The sequence below is a fragment of the Amorphus sp. MBR-141 genome (genome assembly GCF_053628695.1).
On the sequence record NZ_JBRJGW010000017.1, the window covers coordinates 115,845 to 139,820 of the forward strand.

21 protein-coding genes are annotated in these 23,976 nt (G+C 70.3%); 14 read left to right on the forward strand and 7 right to left on the reverse strand.

Annotated features, from left to right (window positions below; all coding sequences use genetic code 11):
- Nucleotides 1–128 precede the first annotated feature (128 nt).
- The 3 genes from lpdA to ACSSVZ_RS20635 all read left to right on the forward strand — a co-directional run bounded on the left by lpdA (nt 129) and on the right by ACSSVZ_RS20635 (nt 2,978).
- Entirely contained in the window at nt 129–1,568 is a 1,440-nt protein-coding gene (lpdA, locus tag ACSSVZ_RS20625) for a dihydrolipoyl dehydrogenase (RefSeq protein ID WP_453972625.1), read from the forward strand.
- Nucleotides 1,569–1,782: 214 nt separating this feature from the next.
- On the forward strand, nt 1,783–2,577 hold the full coding sequence (locus tag ACSSVZ_RS20630; RefSeq protein WP_453972626.1) for a hypothetical protein: 795 nt from the start codon (nt 1,783–1,785) through the stop codon (nt 2,575–2,577).
- Nucleotides 2,578–2,618: 41 nt separating this feature from the next.
- Entirely contained in the window at nt 2,619–2,978 is a 360-nt protein-coding gene (locus ACSSVZ_RS20635) for a winged helix-turn-helix domain-containing protein (protein WP_453972627.1), read from the forward strand.
- 31 nt (nt 2,979–3,009) lie between these two features.
- On the opposite strand, the gene ACSSVZ_RS20640 is transcribed toward ACSSVZ_RS20635, so the two are convergent.
- Nucleotides 3,010–4,026, reverse strand: coding sequence for a polyprenyl synthetase family protein (locus ACSSVZ_RS20640; protein ID WP_453972628.1), 1,017 nt, complete (start codon nt 4,024–4,026; stop codon nt 3,010–3,012).
- A 328-nt stretch (nt 4,027–4,354) separates the two neighbouring features.
- Here ACSSVZ_RS20640 and ACSSVZ_RS20645 point away from each other — a divergent pair, with 328 nt between their 5' ends.
- Both ACSSVZ_RS20645 and ACSSVZ_RS20650 read left to right on the forward strand, forming a co-directional pair.
- Complete coding sequence (locus tag ACSSVZ_RS20645) at nt 4,355–4,591, forward strand: putative signal transducing protein (protein ID WP_453972629.1); 237 nt, start codon at nt 4,355–4,357, stop codon at nt 4,589–4,591.
- Nucleotides 4,592–4,595: 4 nt separating this feature from the next.
- A complete protein-coding gene (locus tag ACSSVZ_RS20650; protein WP_453972630.1) occupies nt 4,596–5,393 on the forward strand; it encodes a tRNA1(Val) (adenine(37)-N6)-methyltransferase in 798 nt (265 codons plus the stop codon).
- A gap of 163 nt (nt 5,394–5,556) precedes the next feature.
- Here ACSSVZ_RS20650 and ACSSVZ_RS20655 read toward each other — a convergent pair whose 3' ends face one another.
- Nucleotides 5,557–6,453, reverse strand: coding sequence for a 4-(cytidine 5'-diphospho)-2-C-methyl-D-erythritol kinase (locus tag ACSSVZ_RS20655; RefSeq protein WP_453972631.1), 897 nt, complete (start codon nt 6,451–6,453; stop codon nt 5,557–5,559).
- Between the two features lie 10 nt (nt 6,454–6,463).
- Nucleotides 6,464–8,239: a tetratricopeptide repeat protein gene (locus ACSSVZ_RS20660; RefSeq protein WP_453972632.1), complete on the reverse strand. Its 1,776-nt coding sequence runs from the start codon at nt 8,237–8,239 to the stop codon at nt 6,464–6,466.
- Nucleotides 8,240–8,503: 264 nt separating this feature from the next.
- Between ACSSVZ_RS20660 and ppdK the strand changes: the two genes are divergently transcribed.
- The 5 genes from ppdK to acuI all read left to right on the forward strand — a co-directional run bounded on the left by ppdK (nt 8,504) and on the right by acuI (nt 16,038).
- On the forward strand, nt 8,504–11,176 hold the full coding sequence (ppdK, locus tag ACSSVZ_RS20665; protein WP_453972648.1) for a pyruvate, phosphate dikinase: 2,673 nt from the start codon (nt 8,504–8,506) through the stop codon (nt 11,174–11,176).
- 46 nt (nt 11,177–11,222) lie between these two features.
- The gene (locus tag ACSSVZ_RS20670) at nt 11,223–12,167 is read left to right on the forward strand and encodes an ArgK/MeaB family GTPase (protein ID WP_453972633.1); all 945 of its coding nucleotides are present in this window, start codon (nt 11,223–11,225) and stop codon (nt 12,165–12,167) included.
- Between the two features lie 168 nt (nt 12,168–12,335).
- Entirely contained in the window at nt 12,336–13,511 is a 1,176-nt protein-coding gene (locus ACSSVZ_RS20675) for a cell wall hydrolase (RefSeq protein ID WP_453972634.1), read from the forward strand.
- 228 nt (nt 13,512–13,739) lie between these two features.
- Nucleotides 13,740–14,963 (forward strand): MFS transporter, encoded by a 1,224-nt coding sequence (locus ACSSVZ_RS20680; protein WP_453972635.1) that lies wholly within the window; start codon nt 13,740–13,742, stop codon nt 14,961–14,963.
- A gap of 79 nt (nt 14,964–15,042) precedes the next feature.
- The gene (gene acuI / locus ACSSVZ_RS20685; protein ID WP_453972636.1) at nt 15,043–16,038 is read left to right on the forward strand and encodes an acrylyl-CoA reductase (NADPH); all 996 of its coding nucleotides are present in this window, start codon (nt 15,043–15,045) and stop codon (nt 16,036–16,038) included.
- Between the two features lie 9 nt (nt 16,039–16,047).
- Here the strand turns inward: acuI and ACSSVZ_RS20690 are convergent, their stop codons facing one another.
- Complete coding sequence (locus ACSSVZ_RS20690) at nt 16,048–16,545, reverse strand: PaaI family thioesterase (protein ID WP_453972637.1); 498 nt, start codon at nt 16,543–16,545, stop codon at nt 16,048–16,050.
- A gap of 103 nt (nt 16,546–16,648) precedes the next feature.
- Between ACSSVZ_RS20690 and ACSSVZ_RS20695 the strand changes: the two genes are divergently transcribed.
- A complete protein-coding gene (locus tag ACSSVZ_RS20695; protein ID WP_453972638.1) occupies nt 16,649–17,137 on the forward strand; it encodes a MarR family winged helix-turn-helix transcriptional regulator in 489 nt (162 codons plus the stop codon).
- A 41-nt stretch (nt 17,138–17,178) separates the two neighbouring features.
- Here ACSSVZ_RS20695 and ACSSVZ_RS20700 read toward each other — a convergent pair whose 3' ends face one another.
- From ACSSVZ_RS20700 to ygfZ, 3 genes are all read right to left on the reverse strand, one after another.
- Nucleotides 17,179–17,685: a tyrosine phosphatase family protein gene (locus tag ACSSVZ_RS20700; protein ID WP_453972639.1), complete on the reverse strand. Its 507-nt coding sequence runs from the start codon at nt 17,683–17,685 to the stop codon at nt 17,179–17,181.
- Nucleotides 17,686–17,782: 97 nt separating this feature from the next.
- Nucleotides 17,783–18,412: an HD domain-containing protein gene (locus tag ACSSVZ_RS20705; RefSeq protein ID WP_453972640.1), complete on the reverse strand. Its 630-nt coding sequence runs from the start codon at nt 18,410–18,412 to the stop codon at nt 17,783–17,785.
- Between the two features lie 15 nt (nt 18,413–18,427).
- Nucleotides 18,428–19,318: a CAF17-like 4Fe-4S cluster assembly/insertion protein YgfZ gene (gene ygfZ / locus ACSSVZ_RS20710; RefSeq protein ID WP_453972641.1), complete on the reverse strand. Its 891-nt coding sequence runs from the start codon at nt 19,316–19,318 to the stop codon at nt 18,428–18,430.
- A 264-nt stretch (nt 19,319–19,582) separates the two neighbouring features.
- Here ygfZ and ACSSVZ_RS20715 point away from each other — a divergent pair, with 264 nt between their 5' ends.
- The 3 genes from ACSSVZ_RS20715 (at nt 19,583) to ACSSVZ_RS20725 (ending at nt 23,771) form a co-directional block, all read left to right on the forward strand.
- A complete protein-coding gene (locus tag ACSSVZ_RS20715; protein WP_453972642.1) occupies nt 19,583–20,923 on the forward strand; it encodes a dihydroorotase in 1,341 nt (446 codons plus the stop codon).
- Complete coding sequence (locus ACSSVZ_RS20720) at nt 20,920–21,840, forward strand: DMT family transporter (protein WP_453972643.1); 921 nt, start codon at nt 20,920–20,922, stop codon at nt 21,838–21,840. Before ACSSVZ_RS20715 ends, ACSSVZ_RS20720 begins: the two co-directional genes overlap by 4 nt.
- Nucleotides 21,841–21,941: 101 nt before the next feature.
- Complete coding sequence (locus ACSSVZ_RS20725; protein WP_453972649.1) at nt 21,942–23,771, forward strand: DEAD/DEAH box helicase; 1,830 nt, start codon at nt 21,942–21,944, stop codon at nt 23,769–23,771.
- The last annotated feature ends 205 nt before the right edge of the window (nt 23,772–23,976 follow it).

Consider the following 23,976-nt stretch of genomic DNA (forward strand, 5'->3'; position numbering starts at 1 on the left):
CGCGGGGCCGGCTGCCGGAATGCGCGTGATCGCCGGAACAGGCTCGACAAGCCGGTCCGAACGGTGCTGAAAGGGTGGGCAACCGGTGCCCGCACGACCGGCGGGGACGCAGCAGCAAGGAGAGCTCGATGGCCGACGGGTATGACGTGATCGTGATCGGAAGCGGGCCGGGCGGCTATGTGACCGCGATCCGGGCGGCACAGCTCGGCCTGAAGACGGCCATCGTCGAGCGCGAGCATCTCGGCGGCATCTGCCTCAACTGGGGCTGCATTCCCACGAAGGCGTTGCTCCGCAGCGCCGAGGTCTACACGAACTTCAACCACGCCAAGGAATTCGGCCTCTCCGCCGAGAAGGTCGGCTTCGATATCGGCGCCGTGGTGAAGCGCTCGCGCGGCGTCTCGGTGCAGCTCACCCAGGGCGTCGGCTTCCTGATGAAGAAGAACAAGATCGACGTGATCTGGGGCGAGGCGACCATCTCCAAGCCGGGCGAGGTCGTGGTGTCGGAGACGAAGAAGAAGCCGATGGAGCCGCAGCCGCCGATGCCGAAGGGCACGCTCGGCAAGGGCACCTACACGGCGCAGCACATCATCCTGGCCACCGGTGCCCGCCCGCGCGTGCTGCCGGGCCTGGAGCCGGACGGCAAGCTGATCTGGACCTATTTCGAGGCGATGGTGCCGCCGACCATGCCGAAGTCGCTGATCGTCGTCGGCTCCGGCGCGATCGGCATCGAGTTCGCCTCCTTCTACCGGCAGATGGGCGCCGAGGTCACCGTGGTGGAGCTGCTGCCGCAGATCCTGCCGGTCGAGGACGCCGAGATCGCGGCGCACGTCCGCAAGCGGCTGGAAAAGCAGGGCATGAAGATCCACACCGAGGCGAAGGTGACCAAGGTCGACAAGGGGTCGGACGGCGTCACCGCGACGGTGGAGATGAAGGGCGGCAAGACCGAGACGATCAAGGCCGATCGCCTGATCTCGGCCGTCGGCGTCGTCGGCAACATCGAGAATCTCGGCCTTGAGAAGCTCGGCGTGAAGACCGATCGCGGCTGCGTCGTCATCGACGCGTTCGGCCGCACCAACGTGAAGGGTGTCTACGCCATCGGCGACGTCGCCGGCCCGCCGATGCTTGCCCACAAGGCCGAGCACGAGGGTGTCGTCTGCGTCGAGAAGATCGCCGGCCACGACGCCCACGCCATGGACAAGCTGAAGATCCCGGGCTGCACCTACTGCCAGCCGCAGGTCGCCTCGGTCGGGCTGACGGAGGCGAAGGCGAAGGAAAGCGGTCGCGAGATCAAGGTCGGCCGCTTCCCGTTCATCGGCAACGGCAAGGCGATCGCGCTCGGCGAGCCGGAAGGGATGGTGAAGACCATCTTCGACGCCAAGACGGGCGAGCTGCTGGGGGCCCACATGGTCGGTGCGGAAGTGACCGAGCTGATCCAGGGCTTCGTGGTGGCGATGAACTGCGAGACCACCGAGGAAGAGCTGATCAACTCCGTGTTCCCGCACCCGACGCTGTCTGAGACCATGCACGAGAGCGTGCTCGACGCCTTCGGCCGGGTGATCCACGTCTGACGCCGTGTCCGGCCCGCCGGCCGGCCTGAGCCCCGGGAAACCGACTTCGAGGGACGATCCGAAGGCCCCGCCGGCGCCCGCCGGTGGGGCCGGGTCGTGGCGCCGCCGCCGGGGTCGGCAGGCAGGCTCGGTACCTGGCGCAGGCGGGTGATGCGCGCCGGCTCGGCCGTGCTATGACTCGCGGCGGGCAGGTCGGCGACGGGGAATCGCGCCTATGAGCATCGTGATCAGAGCCATTCAGCTCGCGGCGGCGATCGTCGTGCTGGTGGCGGCATGGTTCGCCGTCTATCGGCCGGTGACGTTCCAGTCCTATTTTCCGCAGCCGCCGATGGAGGCGCCCGCGCCCGATCGCAGCTTTTCCCGGGTCGAGTCCCAGGTGCTCGACACCGTGCAGTCGAGCCACGACGTGCTGCGGGACGCCAACGCCGCGATCGAGGCCCTGACGCGCCAGCTCGCCGCCACCAACGAGAAGCTCGAGGACGTCATCGCCGCGTCGGGGCTCTCCGAAGAGGAGGCCGCCAGGGCGATGGCCGTCACCGCCGAGAACGACGCGCTGATCGCCGCCTCGGCCGAGGTGCAGAAGGCCGTGAAGGCGACCGCCCTGGCCGCGGCGTCCCAGGCCGACGTGGCCGTGCGCGCGGCGGGCACCGACGACGAGGTCGCCGTGGCCGCGCTGATGTCGGGGCAGCCGGGCAACGGCGCGGAGGGGGATGCCGAGGGCGCCGCGATGGCGCCGCGCTGGGGCATCGTGTTCGGCGCCGAGCTGACCCAGCCCGCCGCCGAACGCCTGGTGGAGCGGGCGACGGAAGGCCATCCGGACGACGTGGCGCGGCTCTACAAGCGCAACGGCTTCATCCGCGCGGTGATGCTGTATCCGACCCACGCCGCCGCGATGCAGGACCTCGCGTCGCTGCGCGACCGCGTCAATGCGGATGCCTATGTGGTGTCGCTGGACCGGTGGTGCACCGGCGGGCAGGAGGCGGAAGGCGTCATCCAATGCGGTCCGTGACGCCGGCCGCAACGCCCCGCAGCCTCCAGGAGTGACCGGTCGTGCCAAAGGCTGACGCGGCGAAGGCCGTGCTGCGGATCAGGATCGATTTCCCCGACCGCCCCTCGCTCGGGCCGGGCAAGATCCGTCTGCTCGAGAGCATCGACGAGGCCGGCTCGATTTCCGCGGCCGCCCGGGCGATGGAAATGTCCTACCGGCGCGCCTGGCTGCTGGTGGAGGAGCTCAACGGCATGTTCGCCGGCCCGCTGGTGACCACCCAGCTGGGCGGCAAGCGCGGCGGCGGCGCGGCGGTGACGGAGGCCGGCCGCAAAGTGGTGGCGCACTACCGCGAGCTCGAGGAGGAGGCGGCCCGGGCGACCGCGCCGCTGCTGCAGGGGATCGAGGGGATTTCGGAGGCCTGAGCCCGCAACGGCCCGGCCGCCGGCGTCGGGATCAGTAGGCGCGCGAGATCGAGAACTCGACCACGTCGGCGAGGATGTCGCGCAGCGGCGACGGCGGCACCTGCTGCACGGCCTCGATCGCCCTGGCGCCGAATTCGTGGGCCCGCTTGACGCTGTCCTCGATCGCGCCGGAGCCGTTGACCTTCTCGATCGCCGCCTCCAGGTCGCCGTCGCGGATCTCGCCCGCCTCGATGCAGCGGCTCCAGAACGCCCGGTCGGCCGCGTCGCCGCGCTGGTAGGCGTAGAGAACGGGCAGGGTGGCCTTGCCTTCGCGGAAGTCGTCGCCGGTGTCCTTGCCGAGCACGGCGGCGTTGCCGGAATAGTCGAGCACGTCATCGACAAGCTGGAACGCCAGGCCGAGATTCAGGCCGTACTGGCGCATCGCCTCCTGCACGGCGGCCGGCTGGCGGGCGATCACCGGCCCGACCTCGGTCGCGGCGGAGAACAGCGCCGCCGTCTTCGCCTCGATGACGGCCATGTAGTGGGCTTCGCCGTTGGCGAGGCTCTTGGCGCCGGAGAGCTGCAGGACCTCGCCCTCGGCGATGACCGCGGAGGCGTTGGCGAGGATGCGGAGGCATTCCAGCGAGCCCGCCTCGACCATCATCTTGAAGGCCTGGCCGAGCAGGTAGTCGCCGACCAGCACGCTCGCCTGGTTGCCCCAGATCACCCGGGCGGCCGGCTTGCCCCGGCGCACGGCGCTGTCGTCGACCACGTCGTCGTGCAGCAGCGTCGCGGTGTGCATGAACTCCACGCTCGCCGCCAGCTTCACGTGGTCGCGGCCGTCATAGTCGAACAGCTTGGCGCTCGCCAGCGTCAGCATCGGTCTGAGCCGCTTGCCGCCCGACGACACCAGATGGTTCGCGACCTCCGGAATGAGCTCGACATTGGAGCCGGCCATGTCCAGAATCAGGTCGTTGACCTGTCCCATGTCGCTCGACACGGCACGCACGAGGCGCTCTACACTGCTCTCGCCGGATCGTAGGTCAGCGGCAACGTTGCCAATCGACACGCGGCACCATCCTTCTGATTGCCTCTGCCGGGACATTAAGCAGGGCGCGAAAGCTCCCGCAACCCCGCGGGGCCGGCAGCAGCCATCCGGATTGTCACATCGGGTGCGGCCGGGCATCGTGCGCGGGGACGCGCCGGCTCCCGACCGCGCCCCGCAAGGGGTGTGACGCGGCCGGCACGGTTCCGCCGGCGCGCTGGCCGATCCGGTCGGAAACGTCGGGTGGACGGGAACCGGCGCGATGGCGATACGTTGAGCAACACCCTTTGGTTCAGGTCGATTCGATCCGGATGAGACGGGCTCCAGACCACGACAGACAGGTGAGGACGATTTGGACGAGCTCCTGAAGACCAACGACATGACCGTGATCGCCTTCGTGGAATCCCTGCTCAAGGAGGCGGAGATCCCGTATCAGGTGTTCGACCAGAACATGAGCGTCATCGAAGGGTCGATCGGCATCCTGCCGCGCCGGGTGCTGGTGGCCTCCGACCGGCTTGCCGAGGCGCGCTCGATCGTCAGGGACGCCGGCGCGGGCGACGACCTGCCGCCCGACGCGTCCGCGCGCTGACGCCGTGAGCGGGGCCGCACCGGTTGAAACGGCGGCGGAGCGGACCGTCGATCGCTTCCTCTCCGGCGCGTTCGCCGTCATTCAGGCGGCGCGCGGCGCCCACCGGTGCGGCTCCGACGCCATCCTGCTGGCGGCCATGTTGCCGTCCGACACCCACGGGCATGTCGTCGACCTCGGGGCCGGGCCGGGCGCCGCCGGCTTCTCGGTCGCCTGCCGGACTGCGGCGCGCGTGAGCCTCGTCGATGTGGACTCCCAGGCGCTGGCGTTCGCGCGCGACAGCCTGGCGCTGCCCGAGAACGCCGGCTTCGCGGATCGCGTCGCCCTCTGCCTCGCCGACGTGGGCGGCCCGGCGGCGCCTTTCGAGGCGGCGGGACTGGCCGCCGGAACCGTCGATCACGTTGTCGCGAACCCGCCGTTTTTCCGGCCGGGCGTGCACCGGGCCGCCCCGTCGCCCGACCGGGCGCGCGCCCGCATGCTCGGCGCCGACGGTCTGGCGCCATGGCTGCGCCGCGCCGCGTCGCTGCTGCGCACCGGGGGAAGCCTCAACCTCATCCTGCCCACCGAGCTGCTGCCGCAAGTCATCGCCGGCGTCGACGGCCGCTTCGGGGCACTCGACGTGCTGCCGGTGCATCCGCGCGCGGGGAGCGCGGCGGACCGGGTCCTGGTGCGCGGGGTGAAGGCATCGCGGGCCGGCCTGCGGATCGTCCCGGGCCTGGTCATGCACGACGGCGACGGCGCCTACAGCGCGGCGGCGCGCGGCATCCTGCGCGCCGGCGAGGCCATTGCCTGGCCGCCGCGATAGGGTCCTTTCCGGCGACCCGACGGGCTCCCCTCCGGCCGGAGGGCTCGTCCGATCGACCCGAACTACCCTCAGAATCAATGGCGTGCGCGGATTTCCTTGGGTCGGTCGATTCCCATGCCGACCGCGTCGCGTCGGCCCGGCGGCAGATGCCCGAAGGCCCGGCTCAGATCGAACCGGCCGCCGTCCACCAGCCCGGCCGGCGCCGTGCGATCTCATCGGCGGCCCGGCGCGCCCCCGCCGCATCGGCGAAGAGGCCGAAGCACGTCGCCCCCGATCCCGACATCCGGGCGAAGCGGCAGCCATCGCTGGCGCCGAGCGCCGCAAGAACGTCGGCGATCGCCGGAGCCACCGACAGCGCCGGCGCTTCCAGGTCGTTGCGGGCGGTGGCGAGCCACCCCGCCAGCGCCGCCAGATCCGTGAAACGGTCGGGCAGCGGCGGCAGCGGCGGGTTGTCGCGGCCGGCCAGCGCGCCGAACACGGCCGGCGTCGACACCGGCACGCCCGGATTGACCAGCACGATGCCGGCGGCGGGGAGCGCCGGCAGCGGCGTCAGCCGCTCGCCGATGCCCTGCGCCCGCGCCGGCAGCTGATCGAGGCACATCGGAACGTCGGCACCGAGCGCCGCCGCGATCCGCTGCAGCGCCGCGGCGCCGGGCGACCGGTCCCACAGCCGGCAGAGCGCGCGGAGTGTCGCCGCCGCATCCGCCGAGCCGCCACCGATCCCCGAGGCGACCGGCAGGAATTTGTCGAGTGCGATGTCGGCGCCGCACGGCGGCTCTGTCGCTGAACAGACGGCCGCTGAACAGACGGCACCAAGTGCCTGCGCCGCCTTCAGGACCAGGTTGTCGGGGCCGGCCGTAAGGGCGCCTGCGAACGGCCCGGTGACGGTCAGCGCGAAGCGGCCGTCGGGGCGCGGCGAGGCGTCGATCCGGTCGCCGATTGAGGGAAAGACGACCAGGCTGTCGAGCAGATGGTAGCCGTCGGCGCGCCGCCCCACGATGTGGAGCGCCAGGTTCACCTTGGCCCTGGCCTCCTCGCGCACCGGCCCGGACAGGACCATCGGGCCCGGCCTACTCCGCGGTGGCTGCCGGGGTGGCGGCGGCCGCGTCGGTCTTCGGCTCGCTCAGGCCGTCCTTCAGCTTCAGCTCGATGGCGAGGCGGTCCTTCTCCGTTGGCTCCAGCTCCAGGGCGTGGTTCCACTGGAACATCGCCTCGAGCTTCCGGCCGACCTGCCAGTAGGCGTCGCCGAGATGGTCGTTGATCACCGGGTCGCTGGAGCGCAGCTCGACGGCGCGCTCGAGCTCCTGCACCGCCTCGTCGTAGCGGCCGAGCCGGTAGTAGGCCCAGCCGAGGCTGTCGACGATGTAGCCGTCGTCCGGCCGCTGGCTGACCGCCTTCTGGATCATCTCGACCGCTTCGTCGATGTTCATGTGCTTGTCGACCCAGGAATAGCCCAGATAGTTCAGCACCAGCGGCTGGTCCGGATAGAGCTCCAGCGCCTGTTTGAAATCGGCTTCCGCCTCGTCCCAGTGATCGGTGCGCTCGTTGGAGATGCCGCGAAAATAATACAGGGTCCAGTGGTCGCGCACGGGGTCCTCGATGGTGGCGATGCCCTGGCTGTAGACCTTGCGGGACCCTTCGAAATCCTCCTGGCTGCGCAGCACGTTGCCCAGCGCCACGACGGCGCTGAGGTCGCTCGGATCGGCATCGACGATCGGCTCGAGCTGCGCCTTGGCGGCCTCGAAGTCGTCGTCGGCGTTCAGGTTGAGGCCGATCTGGATCGCCGCCGCGTCCGCCAGCGGCGAATCCGCCGGGATCGTCCGGTAGATGGCCACGGCGTTGTCGTACTGCTGCATGCTCTCGTACAGCGAGGCCAGCGAGAACGCCGGCAGGTCGGTGTCGGGACCGAGGTGGATCGCCAGCTGGAGGTAGCCGGCGGCATACTCCTGGCCGCCTTCCTGGCCGACCGCGACGCCGAGCCCGTACAGGGCCTCGGAGGCGCCGCTGGAGGCGTCGTCGATCTGCGGCGCGACGTCGCCCGCCGCGAGTTCCGTCTTCAGCGCCTGGACGAGCGGATGGTCGCCGCCGGCCGCGATGTAGCCGTCGACGATCGTCTCGGCTTCCTCGGTGCGCCCGGCCCGGGCCAGCGCCCGCGCATAGGCGTCAAGCACCCGCAGCGCGCGCGGATCGTTGTCGAACGACAGCTTCAGCCGCTCGACGGCCTCCTCGTGCTCGCCGGCCATGTCGGCGATCAGGCCGGAATGGAGCGTGGTGAAGGTCTGGAACCAGTCCGGGCCCTCGAGCGCGTCGAGCGTCGACAGCGCCTTGTCCCAGTTTTCCTCGGCCGCGTAGCTCCAGGCGGCGAGCAGCGCCGCGGTCAGCTCCGGCAGCGGCGAGCCCGTCGACAGCGGCGCCAGCGCCGTGCGGGCCGCGGTCGGGTCGCCGTTCGACAGCGCGTCGACGGAGAGGGTGAGGGCGGCCAGCTGGTTGGTCGGGTCGCTGGCGGCGAGGTCGTCGGCGAATTCCACGGCTTCCGGCAGCGCGCCGCTGGCCACCAGCAGCATCACCGTGCGATCGAGGAGCAGCTCGTTGTCCGGGTCGGCGGCGAGCGCGCGCTTGTAGAACGCCGCCGCGGAGGCGAGATCCTTCAGGTTGCCGGCATGCCGCGCTGCGAGATAGCTGCCGGAGAGCGTGCTCAGGCCGTAGTTGGCGATCTTGTCGGCGACTTCGGCGCGCGCCCCCGCACCGGACACGGCCACGGCGAACAGCGCCACGGCGAGGGCGCGTTTGGAGCGCAGAACCATGGCCGGCAAAGGGTCGCGGCTGGCGAAGGACAGCAAATTCATCGCGGTCGACTCGTTCGTTCTCATGGGGTGAGCGTGACCGGACGATGGGGCTTTTCAATGGCCCGTGCAAGGCGAGCGGACGGCGTGCCGCCCAAAAACCGGCACATCTTGCTCGAAGAAGGTGCGCGGGACTTGCCTTTGCATCGGCCTCCATGCTTTCGCTCTGTGGCGAATTCGGTGTGGCCATGCCGCACTGCCATGCGAAGCCGCTCTCAATCCTCCGCTTCGCACACGACGATCAAAAGGTCGTAAGAAGGACGAATGATGAACAAGTGGGTCTACACGTTCGGGGACGGCACCGCAGAAGGCCAGGCCGGCATGCGCGATCTCCTCGGCGGCAAGGGCGCCAATCTGGCCGAGATGTCCAACATCGGCGTCCCCGTGCCACCAGGCTTCACCATCACCACCGAAGTCTGCACCCACTTCACGAAGACCAAGGGGACCTATCCGGACGAGCTCGCCGCGCAGGTCGAGGCCGCGCTGGAGAAGGTCGGCCAGGCGACCGGTCGCGGGTTCGGCGACATGGCGAAGCCGCTGCTCGTCTCGGTCCGCTCCGGCGCGCGCGTCTCGATGCCCGGGATGATGGACACCGTCCTCAATCTCGGCCTCAACGACGAGACCGTCGGCGCGCTCGCCGAGGACGCCGGCGACGCCCGCTTCGCCTACGATTCCTACCGCCGCTTCATCCAGATGTACGGCGACGTGGTGATGGGCCTGGAGCACCACGACTTCGAGGGGATTCTCGAAGGCTTCAAGGACGCCAAGAACGTCGAGCTGGACACCGACCTCACCGCCGAGGACTGGCAGGTCGTCATCGAGCGCTTCAAGGCGCTGGTGAATGAGAAGCTCGGCAAGCCGTTCCCGCAGGACCCGCGCGACCAGCTGTGGGGCGCGATCGGTGCCGTGTTCGGCTCGTGGATGAACGCCCGCGCGATCACCTATCGCCGGCTGCAGCAGATCCCCGAGAGCTGGGGCACCGCCGTCAACATCCAGGCGATGGTGTTCGGCAACATGGGCGACACCTCGGCCACCGGCGTGGCCTTCACCCGCAATCCGTCGACCGGCGAGAAGAAGCTCTACGGCGAATTCCTGGTGAACGCCCAGGGCGAGGACGTCGTCGCCGGCATCCGCACCCCCCAGGCGATCACCGAGGAGGCGCGCCTGGATTCCAGCGCGCCGGAGAAGCCGTCGCTGGAGACGGCGCTGCCAGAGGCGTTCGCCGAGTTCCGCGCCATCTGCGACCGCCTGGAGCAGCACTACCGCGAGATGCAGGACGTCGAGTTCACCATAGAGCGCGGCAAGCTGTGGATGCTGCAGACCCGCGGCGGCAAGCGGACGGCCAAGGCCGCCCTCAAGATCGCCGTCGACATGGTCGAGGAAGAGCTGATCAAGCCGGACGAGGCGGTGATGCGCGTCGACCCGGCCTCGCTCGACCAGCTGCTGCACCCGACCATCGATCCGAAGGCCGAGCGCAAGCTGTTCGCCACCGGCCTGCCGGCATCGCCCGGGGCTGCCTCCGGCGAGGTCGTGTTCTCCTCCGACGAGGCGGAGCGCCTGGCCGGGCAGGGCAAGGCGGTCATCCTGGTGCGCATCGAGACCAGCCCGGAGGACATCCACGGCATGCATGCCGCCCAGGGCATCCTGACCACCCGCGGCGGCATGACCAGCCACGCGGCGGTGGTCGCCCGCGGCATGGGCAAGCCGTGCGTGTCCGGCGCCGGCGCCATTCGCGTCGACTACCAGGCAGGCACCTTCACGGCCGCCGGCCAGACCCTCAAGGCCGGCGACGTGATCACCATCGACGGCGCCAACGGTCAGGTGCTGGTCGGCTCGGTGCCGATGCTGAAGCCGGAGCTCTCCGGCGACTTCGCGCAAATCATGGTGTGGGCCGACAAGGCGCGCCGCATGAAGGTGCGCACCAACGCGGAAACGCCCGCCGACGCCCGTGCGGCGCGCGAGTTCTCCGCCGAGGGCATCGGCCTCTGCCGCACCGAGCACATGTTCTTCGATGCCGACCGGATCACCGCCGTGCGCGAGATGATCGTGGCCGACACCGAGGAGGGGCGCCGCGCGGCGCTCGCCAAGATCCTGCCGATGCAGCGCAGCGACTTCATCGAGCTGTTCGAGATCATGGCCGGCCTGCCGGTGACGATCCGCCTGCTCGACCCGCCGCTGCACGAGTTCCTGCCGAAGACCGAGGAGGAGATCGGCGAGGTCGCCCAGGCGATCGGCGTGTCGCCGACAAAGCTGCGCCGCCGGCTGGATCTGCTCGCCGAGTTCAACCCGATGCTGGGCCACCGCGGCTGCCGTCTTGCCGTCTCCTATCCGGAGATCGCGGAAATGCAGGCGCGCGCCATCTTCGAGGCGGCCGTCGAGGCGGCCAAGCGCACCGGCGCCCCGGTGCGGCCGGAGATCATGGTGCCGCTGGTCGGCCTGAAGGCCGAGCTCGACATCGTGAAGGCGCGGATCGACGCGGTCGCCGAGATGGTGGCCGGGGAGACCGGCGCCGAGCTCACCTACGACGTCGGCACCATGGTGGAGCTGCCGCGGGCCTGCCTGACCGCCGACAAGATCGCCGAAACGGCCCACTTCTTCTCGTTCGGCACCAACGACCTGACCCAGACCACGTTCGGCATTTCGCGCGACGACGCCGCCTCGTTCCTGCCGACCTACCAGGCACAGAACATCTTCGAGGTGGACCCGTTCGTCTCCATCGATGTGGAAGGCGTCGGCGCGCTGATGAAGATCGGCGTCGAGCGCGGCCGCCAGACGCGGCCGGACATCAAGCTCGGCATCTGCGGCGAGCACGGCGGCGACCCGGCCTCGATCCGGTTCTGCGAGACGATCGGCCTCGACTACGTCTCCTGCTCGCCGTTCCGCGTGCCGATCGCGCGCCTGGCGGCGGCGCAGGCGGCGCTGGCCTCCAGGAAGGGGTGACGGTGGCGCCGTCGCTCCCTCCGGGCGTGACCGCCGGGGCAGGGTGATGGCGCCCGCGCCGACGCTCGAAGCGGTCCGGTCCGGCGGCAAGCCGGCGGTCGCCCGGGCGCTCGCCGCCATCGAGACGAAGGACGGCACGATCCGCCATGCCGCCTTTCTCGACGCCGCGCGGGCCGATCCGCGCGGCCGGGTCCTCGGCCTTACCGGGCCGCCCGGCGTCGGCAAGTCGACCCTCACCAACGTCCTGATTTCCGAGGCGCGCGGCCGCGGCGAGAGCGTCGCGGTGATCGCCGTCGATCCGTCGTCGCGGCGGACCCATGGCGCGCTTCTCGGCGACCGCACCCGGCTGCGGACGGATCCGGACGACGCCCAGATCTTCATCCGCTCGTTCGCCGCCCGCGACCGCCTCGGCGGCCTGTCCGACGCGGCGATCGCCGCCACCGTCGTCATGCGCGCGGTCTACGACCTCACCATCGTCGAGACGGTCGGCATCGGCCAGTCGGAGGCCGACATCGCGCTCGTCGCCGACACCGTCCTGCTGTGCGTGCAACCGGGCTCCGGCGATTCGCTGCAGTTCATGAAGGCCGGGGTGATGGAGCTCCCCGACGTCATCGCGGTGACGAAGGCGGATCTGGGCGCCGCCGCCCGCCGGGCCAGGGCCGACGTGGAGGGGGCGCTCTCGCTCGCCGCCGACACGGACGGCTGGCGGCCGAAGGTGCTGATGCTCTCGGCGACGGATCGATCCGGCTTCGACGACCTCCGGGCCGCCCTGACGGAGCACCGGGCCTGGCTCGACGCGGACGGGCGGCTGGACCGCCGCCGGCGCGAGCAGGAGCAGGCGTGGGTGCACGACGTGCTGGCCGACCGGTTCGGCCGCGACGGGCTCGAGATCTGGCAATCGAGCCCGCAGGCCGGAGCCCCGGACCTGCCCTTCGAGCGGATCGCGGCGGCGAGCGCGCTGCTCCGGACCCGGCTCGGCCGGAAGGCCTGAGGCCGCCCTTTGGCGCATTCCGGCGACGGCGCCCGAACATTCCATCAACAATTACGGATCCGCTTAACCAGATGGCAACCGTGACACCACACCATGTGGGTGTCATTCGCGGGCAGGCATCTGCCGTGAGCCCGCGATCATCCGGCCGTGCCTGCGGGAGAATTCGTATTGCGTTTCCCAGCGAAAAAGCGGCGCCGGCGGGCGTCGGTCCGTCCTGCGCTTCGCCGTTTCGGCCTCGCCGCAGGTCTCGTCGTCGCCCTCGGCGGGCAGACCGGCCAGGCCGATATCCTCGCCTACATGCTCGCCCAGCAGGACGCGCCGCGCTACCTGGCGCGCGTCGTGGCGGCGCCCTACGGCTCCGAGATCGAACCGACGTTCGTCTATGCGCGGCCGTTCGCGCCCGATGAGGCGGGCAAGCGGACGGGCTCGCAGCTCGCCGTCGCCGGCATCGACGGGTTCGAGACGCTGGCGCTCGCCGACGGCGGCGGCGCCGTCGCCACCGGCGAGTTGCCGGTGCGCAGCCGCGCCGACACCAAGGGCAACCTGCTGACCACGATGGCCGCGTCCGTCGATTCCCGGGCGCTCGGCTCGGGCGCGGTCGCGACCGCCGTCAACCTGATCACCCCCGGCACCGTACAGGATTTCCCGCGTGTCGCGTTCGTGCGGCCGATGCCGTTCGACCAGGCGCCGGGCGCCACCAGCCTGCTCGCCTCGGGCACCGGCAAGGCCGACCAGGCAATCCAGGATGCCCGCATTCTCGCCGCCGCCACCGCCGCGACAAGCGCCTCGCTGGCGTCTGCCTACGCCCCGGAAGGCGGCGGCGACCTCAATGCCCCGTTCGACGCGCTGCTCGGCGGCGGCGCCGGCACCGCCCGGCAGACCGGACCGCTCGACCACTGGTGGTCGGATCGGCCGCTGCCCAAGGACATGACCGACGCCCGCCAGGTGAAGTGCCTCGCCGAGGCCATCTACTTCGAGGCGCGCAGCGAACTGCGCCAGGGCCAGATGGCCGTTGCCCAGGTGGTGGTCAACCGGGTGAAGAACCCGGCCTATCCGGACACCGTCTGCGGCGTCGTCTACCAGAACAAGCACTGGCTCAACCGCTGCCAGTTCTCGTTTGCCTGCGACCGCATCCGCGACGTGGTGACGGACCAGGCGTCCTGGACCCAGGCCATGGAAATCGCCGAGGGCTTTGCCGGCGGCAAGATGTGGCTGCCCGACATCGGCGCCTCCACCCACTATCACGCCACCTACGTGCGGCCGGCCTGGGCGCCGACCATGAAGCGGGTCGAGCGCATCGGCCAGCACGTCTTCTACCTGACCTACGGCGGCGACTGGACCTGACCGGCGCCCTGCCGGGACGCGACATGCGGCGCCGACCCGGCGCCGCATCCATGAACGATCCCGATCGAACCCATCACAAAGTTTCGATACTCCGCGGCTCCCGACCGGCCTATAGATAGGTGTCATGGCGCCTAATCAGAGCGCCCGGGCATTTCCCCGTTGCGATCCGGTGGATCCGGTCGCGCGGCGAGTGCCCCAGGCAGGCCATGCCGTTTCGGGGGAAAGCCAGTGAGCACCGCGTCGACGACCGCACCGAAGCTGGCGGTGCCGCTTCCCCTCATCATCGTCTCCGGCTGTCTGATCGCGGCGCTGTCGCTCGGCGAACGCTCGGGCTTCGGGCTGTTCCTCGGTCCGATGACCGAGGCCCGCGGCTGGTCGCGCGAGACGTTCGCGCTCGCGGTGGCGCTGCAACAACTCGTCTGGGGCATCGCCCAGCCGGTGATGGGCGCCATCGCCGACCGCTACGGCACCGGCCGGGTGCTGGTGGTGGGCGGCATCCTCTATTCCGCCGGCCTCTATGTCGCCAGCTTCGCGGCCTCGCCGCTCATCTTCCAGCTCGGCATGGGCCTGCTCATCGGCGTCGGCCTGGCCGCCGGGTCGTTCACCATCATCCTCGCCGCCTTCGGCCGGTCGGTCTCGCCGGCGAAGCGCTCGATCGCCTTCGGGCTCGGCACCGCCGCCGGCTCGTTCGGCCAGTTCTTCTTTGGCCCGCTCAGCCAGGGGCTGATCGACGGCATCGGCTGGGAGAAGGCGCTCGTCGTTCTCGCCATCATCGTGCTGGCGATGGTGCCGCTGGCCTATGCCATGCGCGGCCGCGCCCAGATCGACCTGAGCGCCCCGCCGCAGACCTTCCGCGAGGCGCTCGGCGAGGCGTTCGCCTACCGCAGCTACGTGTACCTGGTGTTCGGCTTCTTCGTCTGCGGCTTCCACGTCACCTTCATCGCCGTCCACCTGCCGGCCTATCTCACCGACCTCGGCATGAGCCCGATGCTCGGCGGCTGGGCGCTCGCGCTCATCGGCCTGTTCAACATCGTCGGTTCGCTGGGCGCCGGCGCCATCGGCGCGCGCTACTCCAAGGCCTACGCGCTGTCGATCCTCTACTTCTGCCGCTCGCTGGTCATCCTGGCGTTCATCTCGTTCCCGGTGACCCCCGTCAGCGTGCTGCTGTTCGCCGCGGCGATGGGGCTGCTGTGGCTGTCGACGGTGCCGCTCACCTCGGGGCTGGTGGCGGTGATGTTCGGCTCGCGCTACATGGCGACGCTGTTCGGGTTCGTGTTCTTCTCCCACCAGGTCGGCTCGTTCCTGGGCGTCTGGCTGGGCGGCGTCGTCTACGACCGGACCGGCTCCTACGACATCATCTGGTGGATCTCCATCGCACTCGGCCTGTTCGCCGCCCTGGTACATCTGCCGATTCGCGACGCACCGGCACCGCGCCTGCAGCCGGCGGGCTGATCCCGCCGCCTGGCCCTTGCGTCGGCGCGTCGTCCGGGTAAACCGGGGGGAGAGCGAAACGCCCCCGCAGGAGACGCGCATGGAACGCTTCAGGGCGATCTGGATCACCAGGGATGCCGACGCCAGGCAGCAGAACCCGGCCGAAATCCGGGAGATCGGCCTCGACGACCTGATGGACGGCGACGTCACCGTCCGCGTCGAGCAGACCACCATCAACTACAAGGACGGCCTCGCCGTCACCGGCCGGAGCCCGGTGGTGCGGCGCTTTCCGATGATCCCAGGCATCGACTTCACCGGCACGGTGACGGCCTCCGACAGCGCCGACTTCGAGATCGGCGACAAGGTGCTGCTCAACGGCTTCGGCGTCGGCGAGACCCACATGGGCGGCTTCGCCGGCATGGCCCGGGTGCGCTCCGACTGGCTGATCCAGCGCCCCGCCGACCTCACCGGCCACGAGGCGATGGCCATCGGCACCGCCGGCTACACCGCCATGCTGTGCGTCATCGCGCTGGAACGCCACGGCATCCTGCCGGAGCGGGGCCCGGTGCTGGTCACCGGGGCGGCCGGCGGCGTCGGCTCGGTGGCCGTCTCGCTGCTCGCCCGCCTCGGCTACGACGTGGTCGCCTCCACCGGCCGCCGGGAGGAGGAGGGCTACCTCAAGGACCTCGGCGCGGTCGAGGTGATCGACCGGGCCGAGCTCCAGGGCCCGGGCAAACCGATCGCCAAGGAGCGTTGGGCCGGGGCGATCGACACCGTCGGCTCCGAGACGCTGGCGAACGCCCTGTCGATGATCCGCTACGGCGGCGCAGTCGCCGCCTGCGGCCTCGCCGGCGGCATGGACCTGCCGGCCTCGGTGGCGCCGTTCATCCTGCGCGGCGTGTCGCTGCTCGGCATCGATTCGGTGATGGCGCCGAAGCGGCTCCGCATCGAGGCGTACCAGCGGCTCGTTCACGATCTCGACCGCGACCGGCTGACCCGGCTGTCGACGGCCATCGGCTTCGACGAGATCATCCCCAACGCCGAGGAGATCCTCGCCGGGCGGGTGCGCGGCCGGCTGATCGTCGAGGTCGACTGAGCCGCTCGCTCATTCCATCGGGAAGACCAGGCACGTCGTCGTTCCGTGCGCGTAGAGCCGGCCGGCGGCATCCGTCAGGCGCGCCTCGGCGGTTGCGGTGCGCTTGCCCGAATGGATGACCTTGCCCTCGCTGGCGAGCGGCCCCGACGTGTCGAAGATCGGCCGCACGAGGTTCACCTTGATCTCGAGCGTGGTGTACGCCTGACCGGCCGGAAGCGTCGTGTGGACGGCGCAGGCCAGCGCCGAATCGAGCAGCGTCGCCGCCCAGCCGCCGTGGATGGTGCCCAACGGATTGTAGAACTCGGCGCGCGGCGTGCCTTCGAAGCGGGCGAAGCCCGCCGCCACCGCAACGAGCGCGAAATCGAGGTGGGCGGCCATCGGCGGCACCGGGAACGTCCCGTCGACGATCCGCTGCAGCTGCTCCAGCCCGGTGAGATGCCGGATTTCCGCCAGCGGGAGCGTGCCCGCACCGGGGGAGGCGGACCAGGACGGGGCGCTCGATGTCATCTCGTTATCCGGACATTAGTTGTTACGGCACCTATATTGGACCCGTGGAGGGTCCCCGGCAACGTTGGCGCGGGACCCGTGCGACGGACTGGAGGATACGGCAGTGAGTGAGCGCACCCGGGAACTCGCCTGCACGGCGTTTCGCCTGCGCAAGGCGGCGCGGCGCGTGAGCCAGACCTACGAGGCGGCGCTGGACGCCAGCGGTGTGTCGATCGTGCAGTTTGCCGTGCTGGCCGAACTCAGCCGGTCGTCGGCACGCACGCTGTCGGTGCTGGCCGACCTGCTGGCGACCGACCGCACCACGCTGTCGCGCACCATCGACCGGATGCAGGCGCTCGGCTGGGTGTCCGACTGCGAATCGGCCGACCGGCGCGAGCGCCGCCTGATCCTGACGTCGGCCGGCGAGACCGCCTATCAGCGGGCGATCCCGGCGTGGCAGCGGGTGGAGTGCACCATCGGCCGGACGCTCGGCACCGAGCGGCGCAACCAGCTCTGGTCGCTGCTGGAGGAGCTGGAGGACGGCCTCGCGGAGGCCGAGGCACGCCCCTGCGAGGCGAAGGCCGTTCCCGTTCGCGCCGCATCGGCCGACTGACGGAAATCTTCACAACTCGTTGAACTTGAAATCGTTTCCGCTCAGGCGATGGCGATGAGGAAGGGTTCTCCGGCGAAGGCGTCGGCGCCCCGGCCGATCGCCTTGGCCGCCGCGCGCATCCGGCCCTCGCGGCCCAGCCGTTCGTCGGCCAGCGCCACCAGCAGCGCGTTCGGCGTCGCGCTCGGCGATGCCTTGCGGATCTCCCAGGCGATTTCCTGTTCGTCGCGCGCCGGCTGCAGCGCGCAGGCCGCGATGAAGCCCGCCGCCGTCGACCGGCTGATGCCGGCGAAGCAGTGCACCACCAGCGGCGTCGTCCGGTCCCAGGACTCCAGGAAGGCGATGTACTGGTCGATGTGATGCGCCGCGGGCGGCGTCATGCCGTCCATCGCCTCGGTGATGTCGTTGAAGCCGAGGAACAGGTGGTTCTCCTCCAGGATGCTGTCCGGCCGCACCACGGCGGTTCCGTCGTTGATCAGCGTGACCATGTGCCGGGCGCCCGACATCTCGACGGTTTCGTGCAGGCGGGCCAGCGACGTGACGTAGATCATGGTCGGTCCTCGGTGCGGCAGGGTGCTCGGCATCCCGGCCGGATTTCGGAGCCCTGCGGAACGGCATCCGATAGCCCCTGAATAGGCGATCAATGTGTCAGCCGGACCGCGCCGCCCGGGTCCGCTCGTACATCAGGAAGCGGTCGCGGAAGCGCGCCTGCGCCTCGCCGGTCGGCCAGGGCACCAGGAACGCCTCGATCTCGCTGGTCGGCTTCAGCTTTCCCACCGAGCCGAAATAGCGGCGCGCCTCGGTTTCCTCGAACCCCGCCAGCCGTGTCGCCTCGTAGCGTGCGGCGGCCCGGTCGGCCTGCTTGGTGAGCTCCGCAATGGCTGCGCTCGGCACCGCAGGCAGCGCGTACCGCAGCCGGATCGCGGCCAGAAGCCGGTGCTCGACCTCCTTGTAGTTGCCGCCGAGCACCGCCTTGAACGGCGAGATCAGGTCGCCGACGACATATTCCGGCGCATCGTGCAGCAGCACCGACATGCACGCTTCGGCGCCGATCCTCGGATCGAGCTTGGCGGCGAGGTGCTCGACCAGCAGCGAGTGCTGGGCGACGGAGTAGGGGTGGTCGCCGACCGTCTGGCCGTTCCAGCGGGCCACCCGGGCGAGCCCGTGGGCGATGTCCTCGATCTCGATGTCGAGCGGCGATGGATCGAGCAGATCGAGCCGCCGGCCGGACAGCATCCGCTGCCAGGCCCGGGGCGGCGCGCCGGGCACGTCAACCATGTCGGACGACCCACCTCACGCCGAGCTCGGCTCCACCTCCGGCCAGCCGAAGCCGGCCCAGTCGGGCAGCGACAGGGTGATCGGGTGGCCGTCGGCGGAAATCGTCTGGCCGGCATCCATCGCCGCCTTCGCCCGGTCGAGGCGGATCAGCGCGAGCCCGGTCTGTCCGGCCGTCGAGCCGAGCGTCCCGATCGGCCGGTCGCCGGCGATGATCTGCGCGCCCGGCGGCGGCAGCGTCTCGACGCCCAGCACCTTGACGATGCGGCGCCGCGCCGTGCCGCGGTGATGCATGCGGGAGACGACTTCCTGGCCCACGTAGCAGCCCTTGGTGAAGTCGACCCCGGAGAGCTGGTCCATGTCGGCGTCGTGGGGGAAGGTGTCGCCGAGGATGAAGTCGCGCCCGGATTCCGGAATGCCCAGCGCGATGCGGTGGGCGTGATAGGCGCCGGCATTGGTGCGGGTGAAGCCGGACACGTGCGCGCCGGCCATGGTGGTTGCCCGCGGCACCAGCGCGCGCCAGCCCAGCGCTGCCAGCCGCGGATCGCGCACGACGACGCCCGGCAGCATCGGCGCGCCCTCGACGCCCCACAGCACGTAGACGCGGAAGTCCGCGGTGGCGTCACTCAGCTCCACCTTGGCCCTGAGCTTGTAGACCTGCAGCCGCTTGAGGAATTCCGGTGCCGCGGCGCGCGGAAGGTCGATCAGCAGCCCGTCCTGGTGCGCCATGATGAAGCCGTCGACCAGCACCTTGCCCTGCGGCGTGAGCAGGGCGCCGTAGCGCGCCTGGCCGTCGGCGAGCGCGTCCAGATCGCTGGTCAAAAGATTGTGGAGAAAGCCGCGCGCGTCGGGTCCGGCGACGCGGATGACCGCCCGATCGTCGAGCTCCGCAATGTATTGACCCGACATCGGATGCTCCCTCGTGACCGGTGCGGCGCACGGCAGTCGGCTTGCGCGGCCGCCCGGCGGGGCGGCGCAACTCGTTTCCGGCACGTTCGACCCGATCCGTTGGCGGCGCGCAGCCGGTTTCCCGTACATGCGGAACGTGGTGCGGCCACCCGGTTGCGGCAAGCAGACGCCGCCGTGAGCGAATCGATGCGACGGGACGTGACCCTTTTCCCCATCATGCTATAAGCCCGGCGGAATCGGAACCGGAGCAAGGCAGGCATCCCCATGACCGGATCGTTCGACACCGTCTTCACCGGCGCAACGGTGGTCACCCCCAGCGGACGCGAGGAGGCCGACGTCGGGGTCATCGGCGGGCGCATCGCCGCCATCGGCACGCTGTCGGCAACCGTCGCCTCCGAAACCATCGACTGCCGGGGCCTGCACATCCTGCCGGGCGTCATCGACAGCCAGGTGCACTTCCGCGAGCCCGGCCTGGAGCACAAGGAAGACCTGGAATCGGGCGCGCGTGCGGCCGTGCTCGGCGGTGTCACCGGTGTCTTCGAGATGCCCAACACCGCGCCGAACACCACCACCGCCGAAACGCTCGCCGACAAGGTCCGTCGCGGCACGGGCCGCATGTCGTGCGACTTCGCGTTCTGGGTCGGCGCCACGGCCGAGAACATTGATGCGCTGCCGGCGCTCGAGCGCCTGCCGGGTTCGGCCGGCATCAAGATCTTCATGGGTTCGTCGACCGGCACGCTGCTGGTCGAGGACGATGCGACGCTGGACAAGGTGATGCGCGCGATCTCGCGCCGCTGCGCCGTCCATGCCGAGGACGAGCCGCGCCTGCGCGATCGCAAGGGCCTGCGCGTCGAGGGCGATCCGACCTCGCATCCGGTGTGGCGCGATCCGGAGGCGGCCCTGATGGCCACCCGGCGCCTCGTCGGCGCGGCGCGCAAGGCCGGCCGGCGCGTGCACGTGCTGCACATCTCCACGGCCGAAGAGATGGACTACCTGGTCGACCACAAGGACGTGGCGACGCTGGAAGTCACGCCGAACCATTTGACGCTGACCGTCGACGAGGACAGCGCCCGGCTCGGCTCGCTGATGCAGATGAACCCGCCGGTGCGCGACGCCTCCCACCGCGAGCGGATCTGGGCCGCCATCCGCGACGGCCTGGTGGACGTGCTCGGCTCCGACCACGCCCCCCACACGCTGGACGAGAAGGCCGCGCCGTATCCGGGCTCGCCGTCGGGCATGCCGGGCGTGCAGACGCTGGTGCCGGTGATGCTCGATCACGTCGCCAATGGCCGGCTCACGCTGGAGCGGTTCGTCGACCTCACCAGCGCCGGGCCCCAGCGCATCTTCGGCATCGCCCGCAAGGGCCGGATCGCGCTCGGCTACGACGCCGACTTCACCATCGTCGACCTGAAGCGGCGCGAGACCATCACCAACGACTGGATCGCCACCAAGGCGGGCTGGACCCCCTATGACGGCCGCACCGTCACCGGCTGGCCGGTCGGCACCATCGTGCGCGGCATCCGGGTGATGTGGCAGGGCGAGCTGGTCAGCCCGGGGCAGGGCGCGCCGATCGGCTTCGTGGAAGCCCTGCAGCCGCAGGAATGACGGCCGCCACGCGGCGGTCGCCGGCCGCCGACAACACGACGCTGGCGATCGCGACGATCCTGTTCACCGTCGCGGCGCTGTCGTTCGGCGACGCCGTCATCAAGCAGACCAGCGCCGATTTCCTGCTCTGGCAGATCTTCGTGCTGCGCTCGCTGATCGCCATCCCGGTGCTGCTGCTGATCGCGCTCCGCCGCGGCCGCGCCGGCCTCAAGGCGCTCAGGCTGCGCAACCGCGGCTGGTCGGTTGTGCGCAGCCTGCTGCTGGTGGCGATGTGGGTGCTGTACTACGCCGCCCTGCCGCACCTGAAGCTGTCGATCGCCGCATCGGCCTACTACACGCTGCCGATCTTCATCTGCCTGTTTTCCGCGCTGCTGCTCAACGAACAGGTTGGCCGGCTCGGCTGGGCGGCGATCGCGCTCGGCTTCGTCGGCGTCGTGCTGATCCTCGACCCGAGCGCCGGCGACTTCAACGCCTGGGTGCTGCTGCCGCTGGTCTCGGCGGTCCTCTATGCGCTGGCGATGATCCTGACGCGGACGAAGTGCCGCTACGAGCATCCGCTCGCCCTCTCGGTGATCCTCAACGTCACCTTCGTCCTCGTCGGCGCCGCGGGCACCCTGTGGGGATATCTGGGCGGGGAGGGCGACGGCTACCTCGCCGGGGCGTGGGCGCCGATGGGCGGCATGGAATGGGGCGCCATGGCGATCCTCGCCGCCGCCATCATCATCGGCAGCGTCGGCGCCGCGATCGCCTACCAGCTCGGCCGCCCGTCGGTCATCGCCTCCTACGATTTCGCCTATGTCGGCTTCGCCGCCGTCTGGGGCGCGGTCTTCTTCGCCGAGCTGCCGGACGCCCAGGCGGCCGTCGGCATCGCCCTCATCGTCTGCGCCGGCCTTCTCGCCGTGCGCCGCCGGGTCTAGGCGCGATAGCATCGCTCAACGTATGGGCGGAGATCCCGGCAAACTATCGCTGCCCAGTGCGCCCACATGATGATACTTGGCGGTTCGCAAAGGTAGTGACCATGACGCCGAAGACCGATTCCAACGCCCCATTCCCGAGCGCCGCCATCCATCCGGCGCTTGCCTCCGCCCTCGCGGCGAAAGGCTACAGCGAGCTCACGCCGGTTCAATTGGCGATGACGAATGCGGATCACGGCGACGCCGATCTGCTGGTCTCGGCGCAGACGGGCTCGGGAAAGACGGTCGCCTTCGGCATCGCGATCGCGTCGACGCTGCTGGGAAGCGACGCGCGTTTCGACACCGCCGCCGCGCCGCTCGGCCTCGTCATCGCGCCGACGCGCGAACTCGCCATTCAGGTCCAGAGGGAACTCGACTGGCTCTACGCGGCAGCCGAGGTCAGGATCGCCACCTGTGTGGGCGGCATGGACATGCGCACCGAACGCCGTGCGCTCGAGCGTGGCGCCCATCTCGTCGTCGGCACGCCCGGACGCCTGCGCGATCACATCACGCGGGGAGCGCTGGACCTCGGCGCCGTTCGCGCGGTGGTGCTCGACGAAGCCGACGAGATGCTGGATCTCGGCTTTCGCGACGACCTGGAATTCATCCTCGGCGCCGCGCCGCAGGAGCGCCGCACGCTCTTGTTTTCGGCGACCGTGCGGCGCGGCATCGCCGAGCTCGCCAGGACCGTGCAGAAGAACGCGGTGCGCATCGAGACGACCGCGTCCACCGAGCAGCATGCCGACATCGAATACCAGGTGATGCTGGTGCGGCGCGACGAGCGCGAACACGCCATCATCAATGCGCTGCTCGATTCCGACAGCTCGAGCGCCCTGGTGTTCTGCCACACGCGCGAAGCGGTGCGCCATCTGACCGCGCGGCTCGCCAATCGCGGCTTCGCGGTGGTGTCGCTGTCCGGCGAGATGGCGCAATCGGAGCGGTCGAACGCGCTGCAGTCCATGCGCGACGGACGCGCGCGTGTCTGCGTGGCGACCGATGTCGCGGCGCGCGGCATCGACCTTCCGAACCTCGACCTCGTGGTCCACGCCGACGTGCCGACCAACCCGGAGACCCTGCTGCATCGCTCCGGCCGGACCGGCCGCGCCGGTCGCAAGGGCGTCTGCGTGCTCATCGTTCCGGAAAACAGGCGTGGCGCGGTTCGCAAGGTGCTTGCCCTGGCGAAGCTGACGGCGACCGTCCGTGCGGCGCCTGGCATTGCCGACATCGAGGCGCGCTACCGCCGGCAGATCATCGATGCCGCCGCCTCTGCCGCTGAGCCCGACGCAGCCGAGGCGGAATTCGTGGCCGAACTGTTGGAGCGGGTGGGGCCGCAGCGCATCGCGGCGGCGTTCCTGCGCCATCAACTGGCCGTCCACCCCGTTCCCGAGGACCTGTTGCCGCTGCCCACTGAGGCGCTCGAGACCAGGTCGTCCGGTCGCGATCCCTGGTCCGCGGACACCCACGCGTCGCCTCGCGAGCCGCGCGGCCCGGACATGCGCGACGGCGTCTGGTTCACCATCTCGCTCGGGCGCAAGCACCGCGCCGATCCGAAATTCCTGCTGCCGATGATCTGCAACGCCGGCGGCGTGACGAAACGCGATGTCGGCGCGATCCGGATCGAGGACACCGAAACCCGGTTCGAAATCTCCGCCGACAAGGCCGCCGGTTTTGCGGAAAAGCTCAAGCAGCCCGGCAGCCTGGAGCGCGGCATCCTGATCGCGCCGGCCGGCGAGGCGGGCGCAAGGCCGAGACAAGCGGACCCGAGGCAAACGAAACCGAAATTCAAGCCGGCCGGCAAGCCCAGCCACAAGCCAGGCCACAAACACCAGGCCCCGCCGGCCGATCGCGGCAAACCGCCGAAACACAAGCCCCGCAAACCGAAACGCCCCGCCTGATCGGGGGGAGTTGGGGCCCAGCGCCGCCTGAGTGACTGCTTGCGGGAGCCACACGCGGCCGATCGAACGACCCGCTTGGGCGCATTGCTGCCAGTCCTGAGTTGGCCGTTGAACGAACCCGCTGCGCGGGAGGGCGCCTGCGGTTGAGGTAGAGGGCACAGCCCCGGTCGTAGCGTTTGAATTGAGCGCCGTGCGGCGCGGGCAG

Bases quoted from the DNA above. Each gene is read 5' to 3' on its own strand.
- ppdK (WP_453972648.1), top strand. From the start codon at position 8,504: ATGAACAAGTGGGTCTACACGTTCGGGGACGGCACCGCAGAAGGCCAG.
- ACSSVZ_RS20660 (WP_453972632.1), bottom strand. From the start codon at position 8,239: ATGAATTTGCTGTCCTTCGCCAGCCGCGACCCTTTGCCGGCCATGGTT.
- ACSSVZ_RS20655 (WP_453972631.1), bottom strand. From the start codon at position 6,453: ATGGTCCTGTCCGGGCCGGTGCGCGAGGAGGCCAGGGCCAAGGTGAAC.
- ACSSVZ_RS20725 (WP_453972649.1), top strand. From the start codon at position 21,942: ATGACGCCGAAGACCGATTCCAACGCCCCATTCCCGAGCGCCGCCATC.
- acuI (WP_453972636.1), top strand. From the start codon at position 15,043: ATGGAACGCTTCAGGGCGATCTGGATCACCAGGGATGCCGACGCCAGG.
- ACSSVZ_RS20705 (WP_453972640.1), bottom strand. From the start codon at position 18,412: ATGGTTGACGTGCCCGGCGCGCCGCCCCGGGCCTGGCAGCGGATGCTG.
- ACSSVZ_RS20630 (WP_453972626.1), top strand. From the start codon at position 1,783: ATGAGCATCGTGATCAGAGCCATTCAGCTCGCGGCGGCGATCGTCGTG.
- ACSSVZ_RS20715 (WP_453972642.1), top strand. From the start codon at position 19,583: ATGACCGGATCGTTCGACACCGTCTTCACCGGCGCAACGGTGGTCACC.
- ACSSVZ_RS20720 (WP_453972643.1), top strand. From the start codon at position 20,920: ATGACGGCCGCCACGCGGCGGTCGCCGGCCGCCGACAACACGACGCTG.
- lpdA (WP_453972625.1), top strand. From the start codon at position 129: ATGGCCGACGGGTATGACGTGATCGTGATCGGAAGCGGGCCGGGCGGC.
- ACSSVZ_RS20700 (WP_453972639.1), bottom strand. From the start codon at position 17,685: ATGATCTACGTCACGTCGCTGGCCCGCCTGCACGAAACCGTCGAGATG.
- ygfZ (WP_453972641.1), bottom strand. From the start codon at position 19,318: ATGTCGGGTCAATACATTGCGGAGCTCGACGATCGGGCGGTCATCCGC.
- ACSSVZ_RS20690 (WP_453972637.1), bottom strand. From the start codon at position 16,545: ATGACATCGAGCGCCCCGTCCTGGTCCGCCTCCCCCGGTGCGGGCACG.
- ACSSVZ_RS20670 (WP_453972633.1), top strand. From the start codon at position 11,223: ATGGCGCCCGCGCCGACGCTCGAAGCGGTCCGGTCCGGCGGCAAGCCG.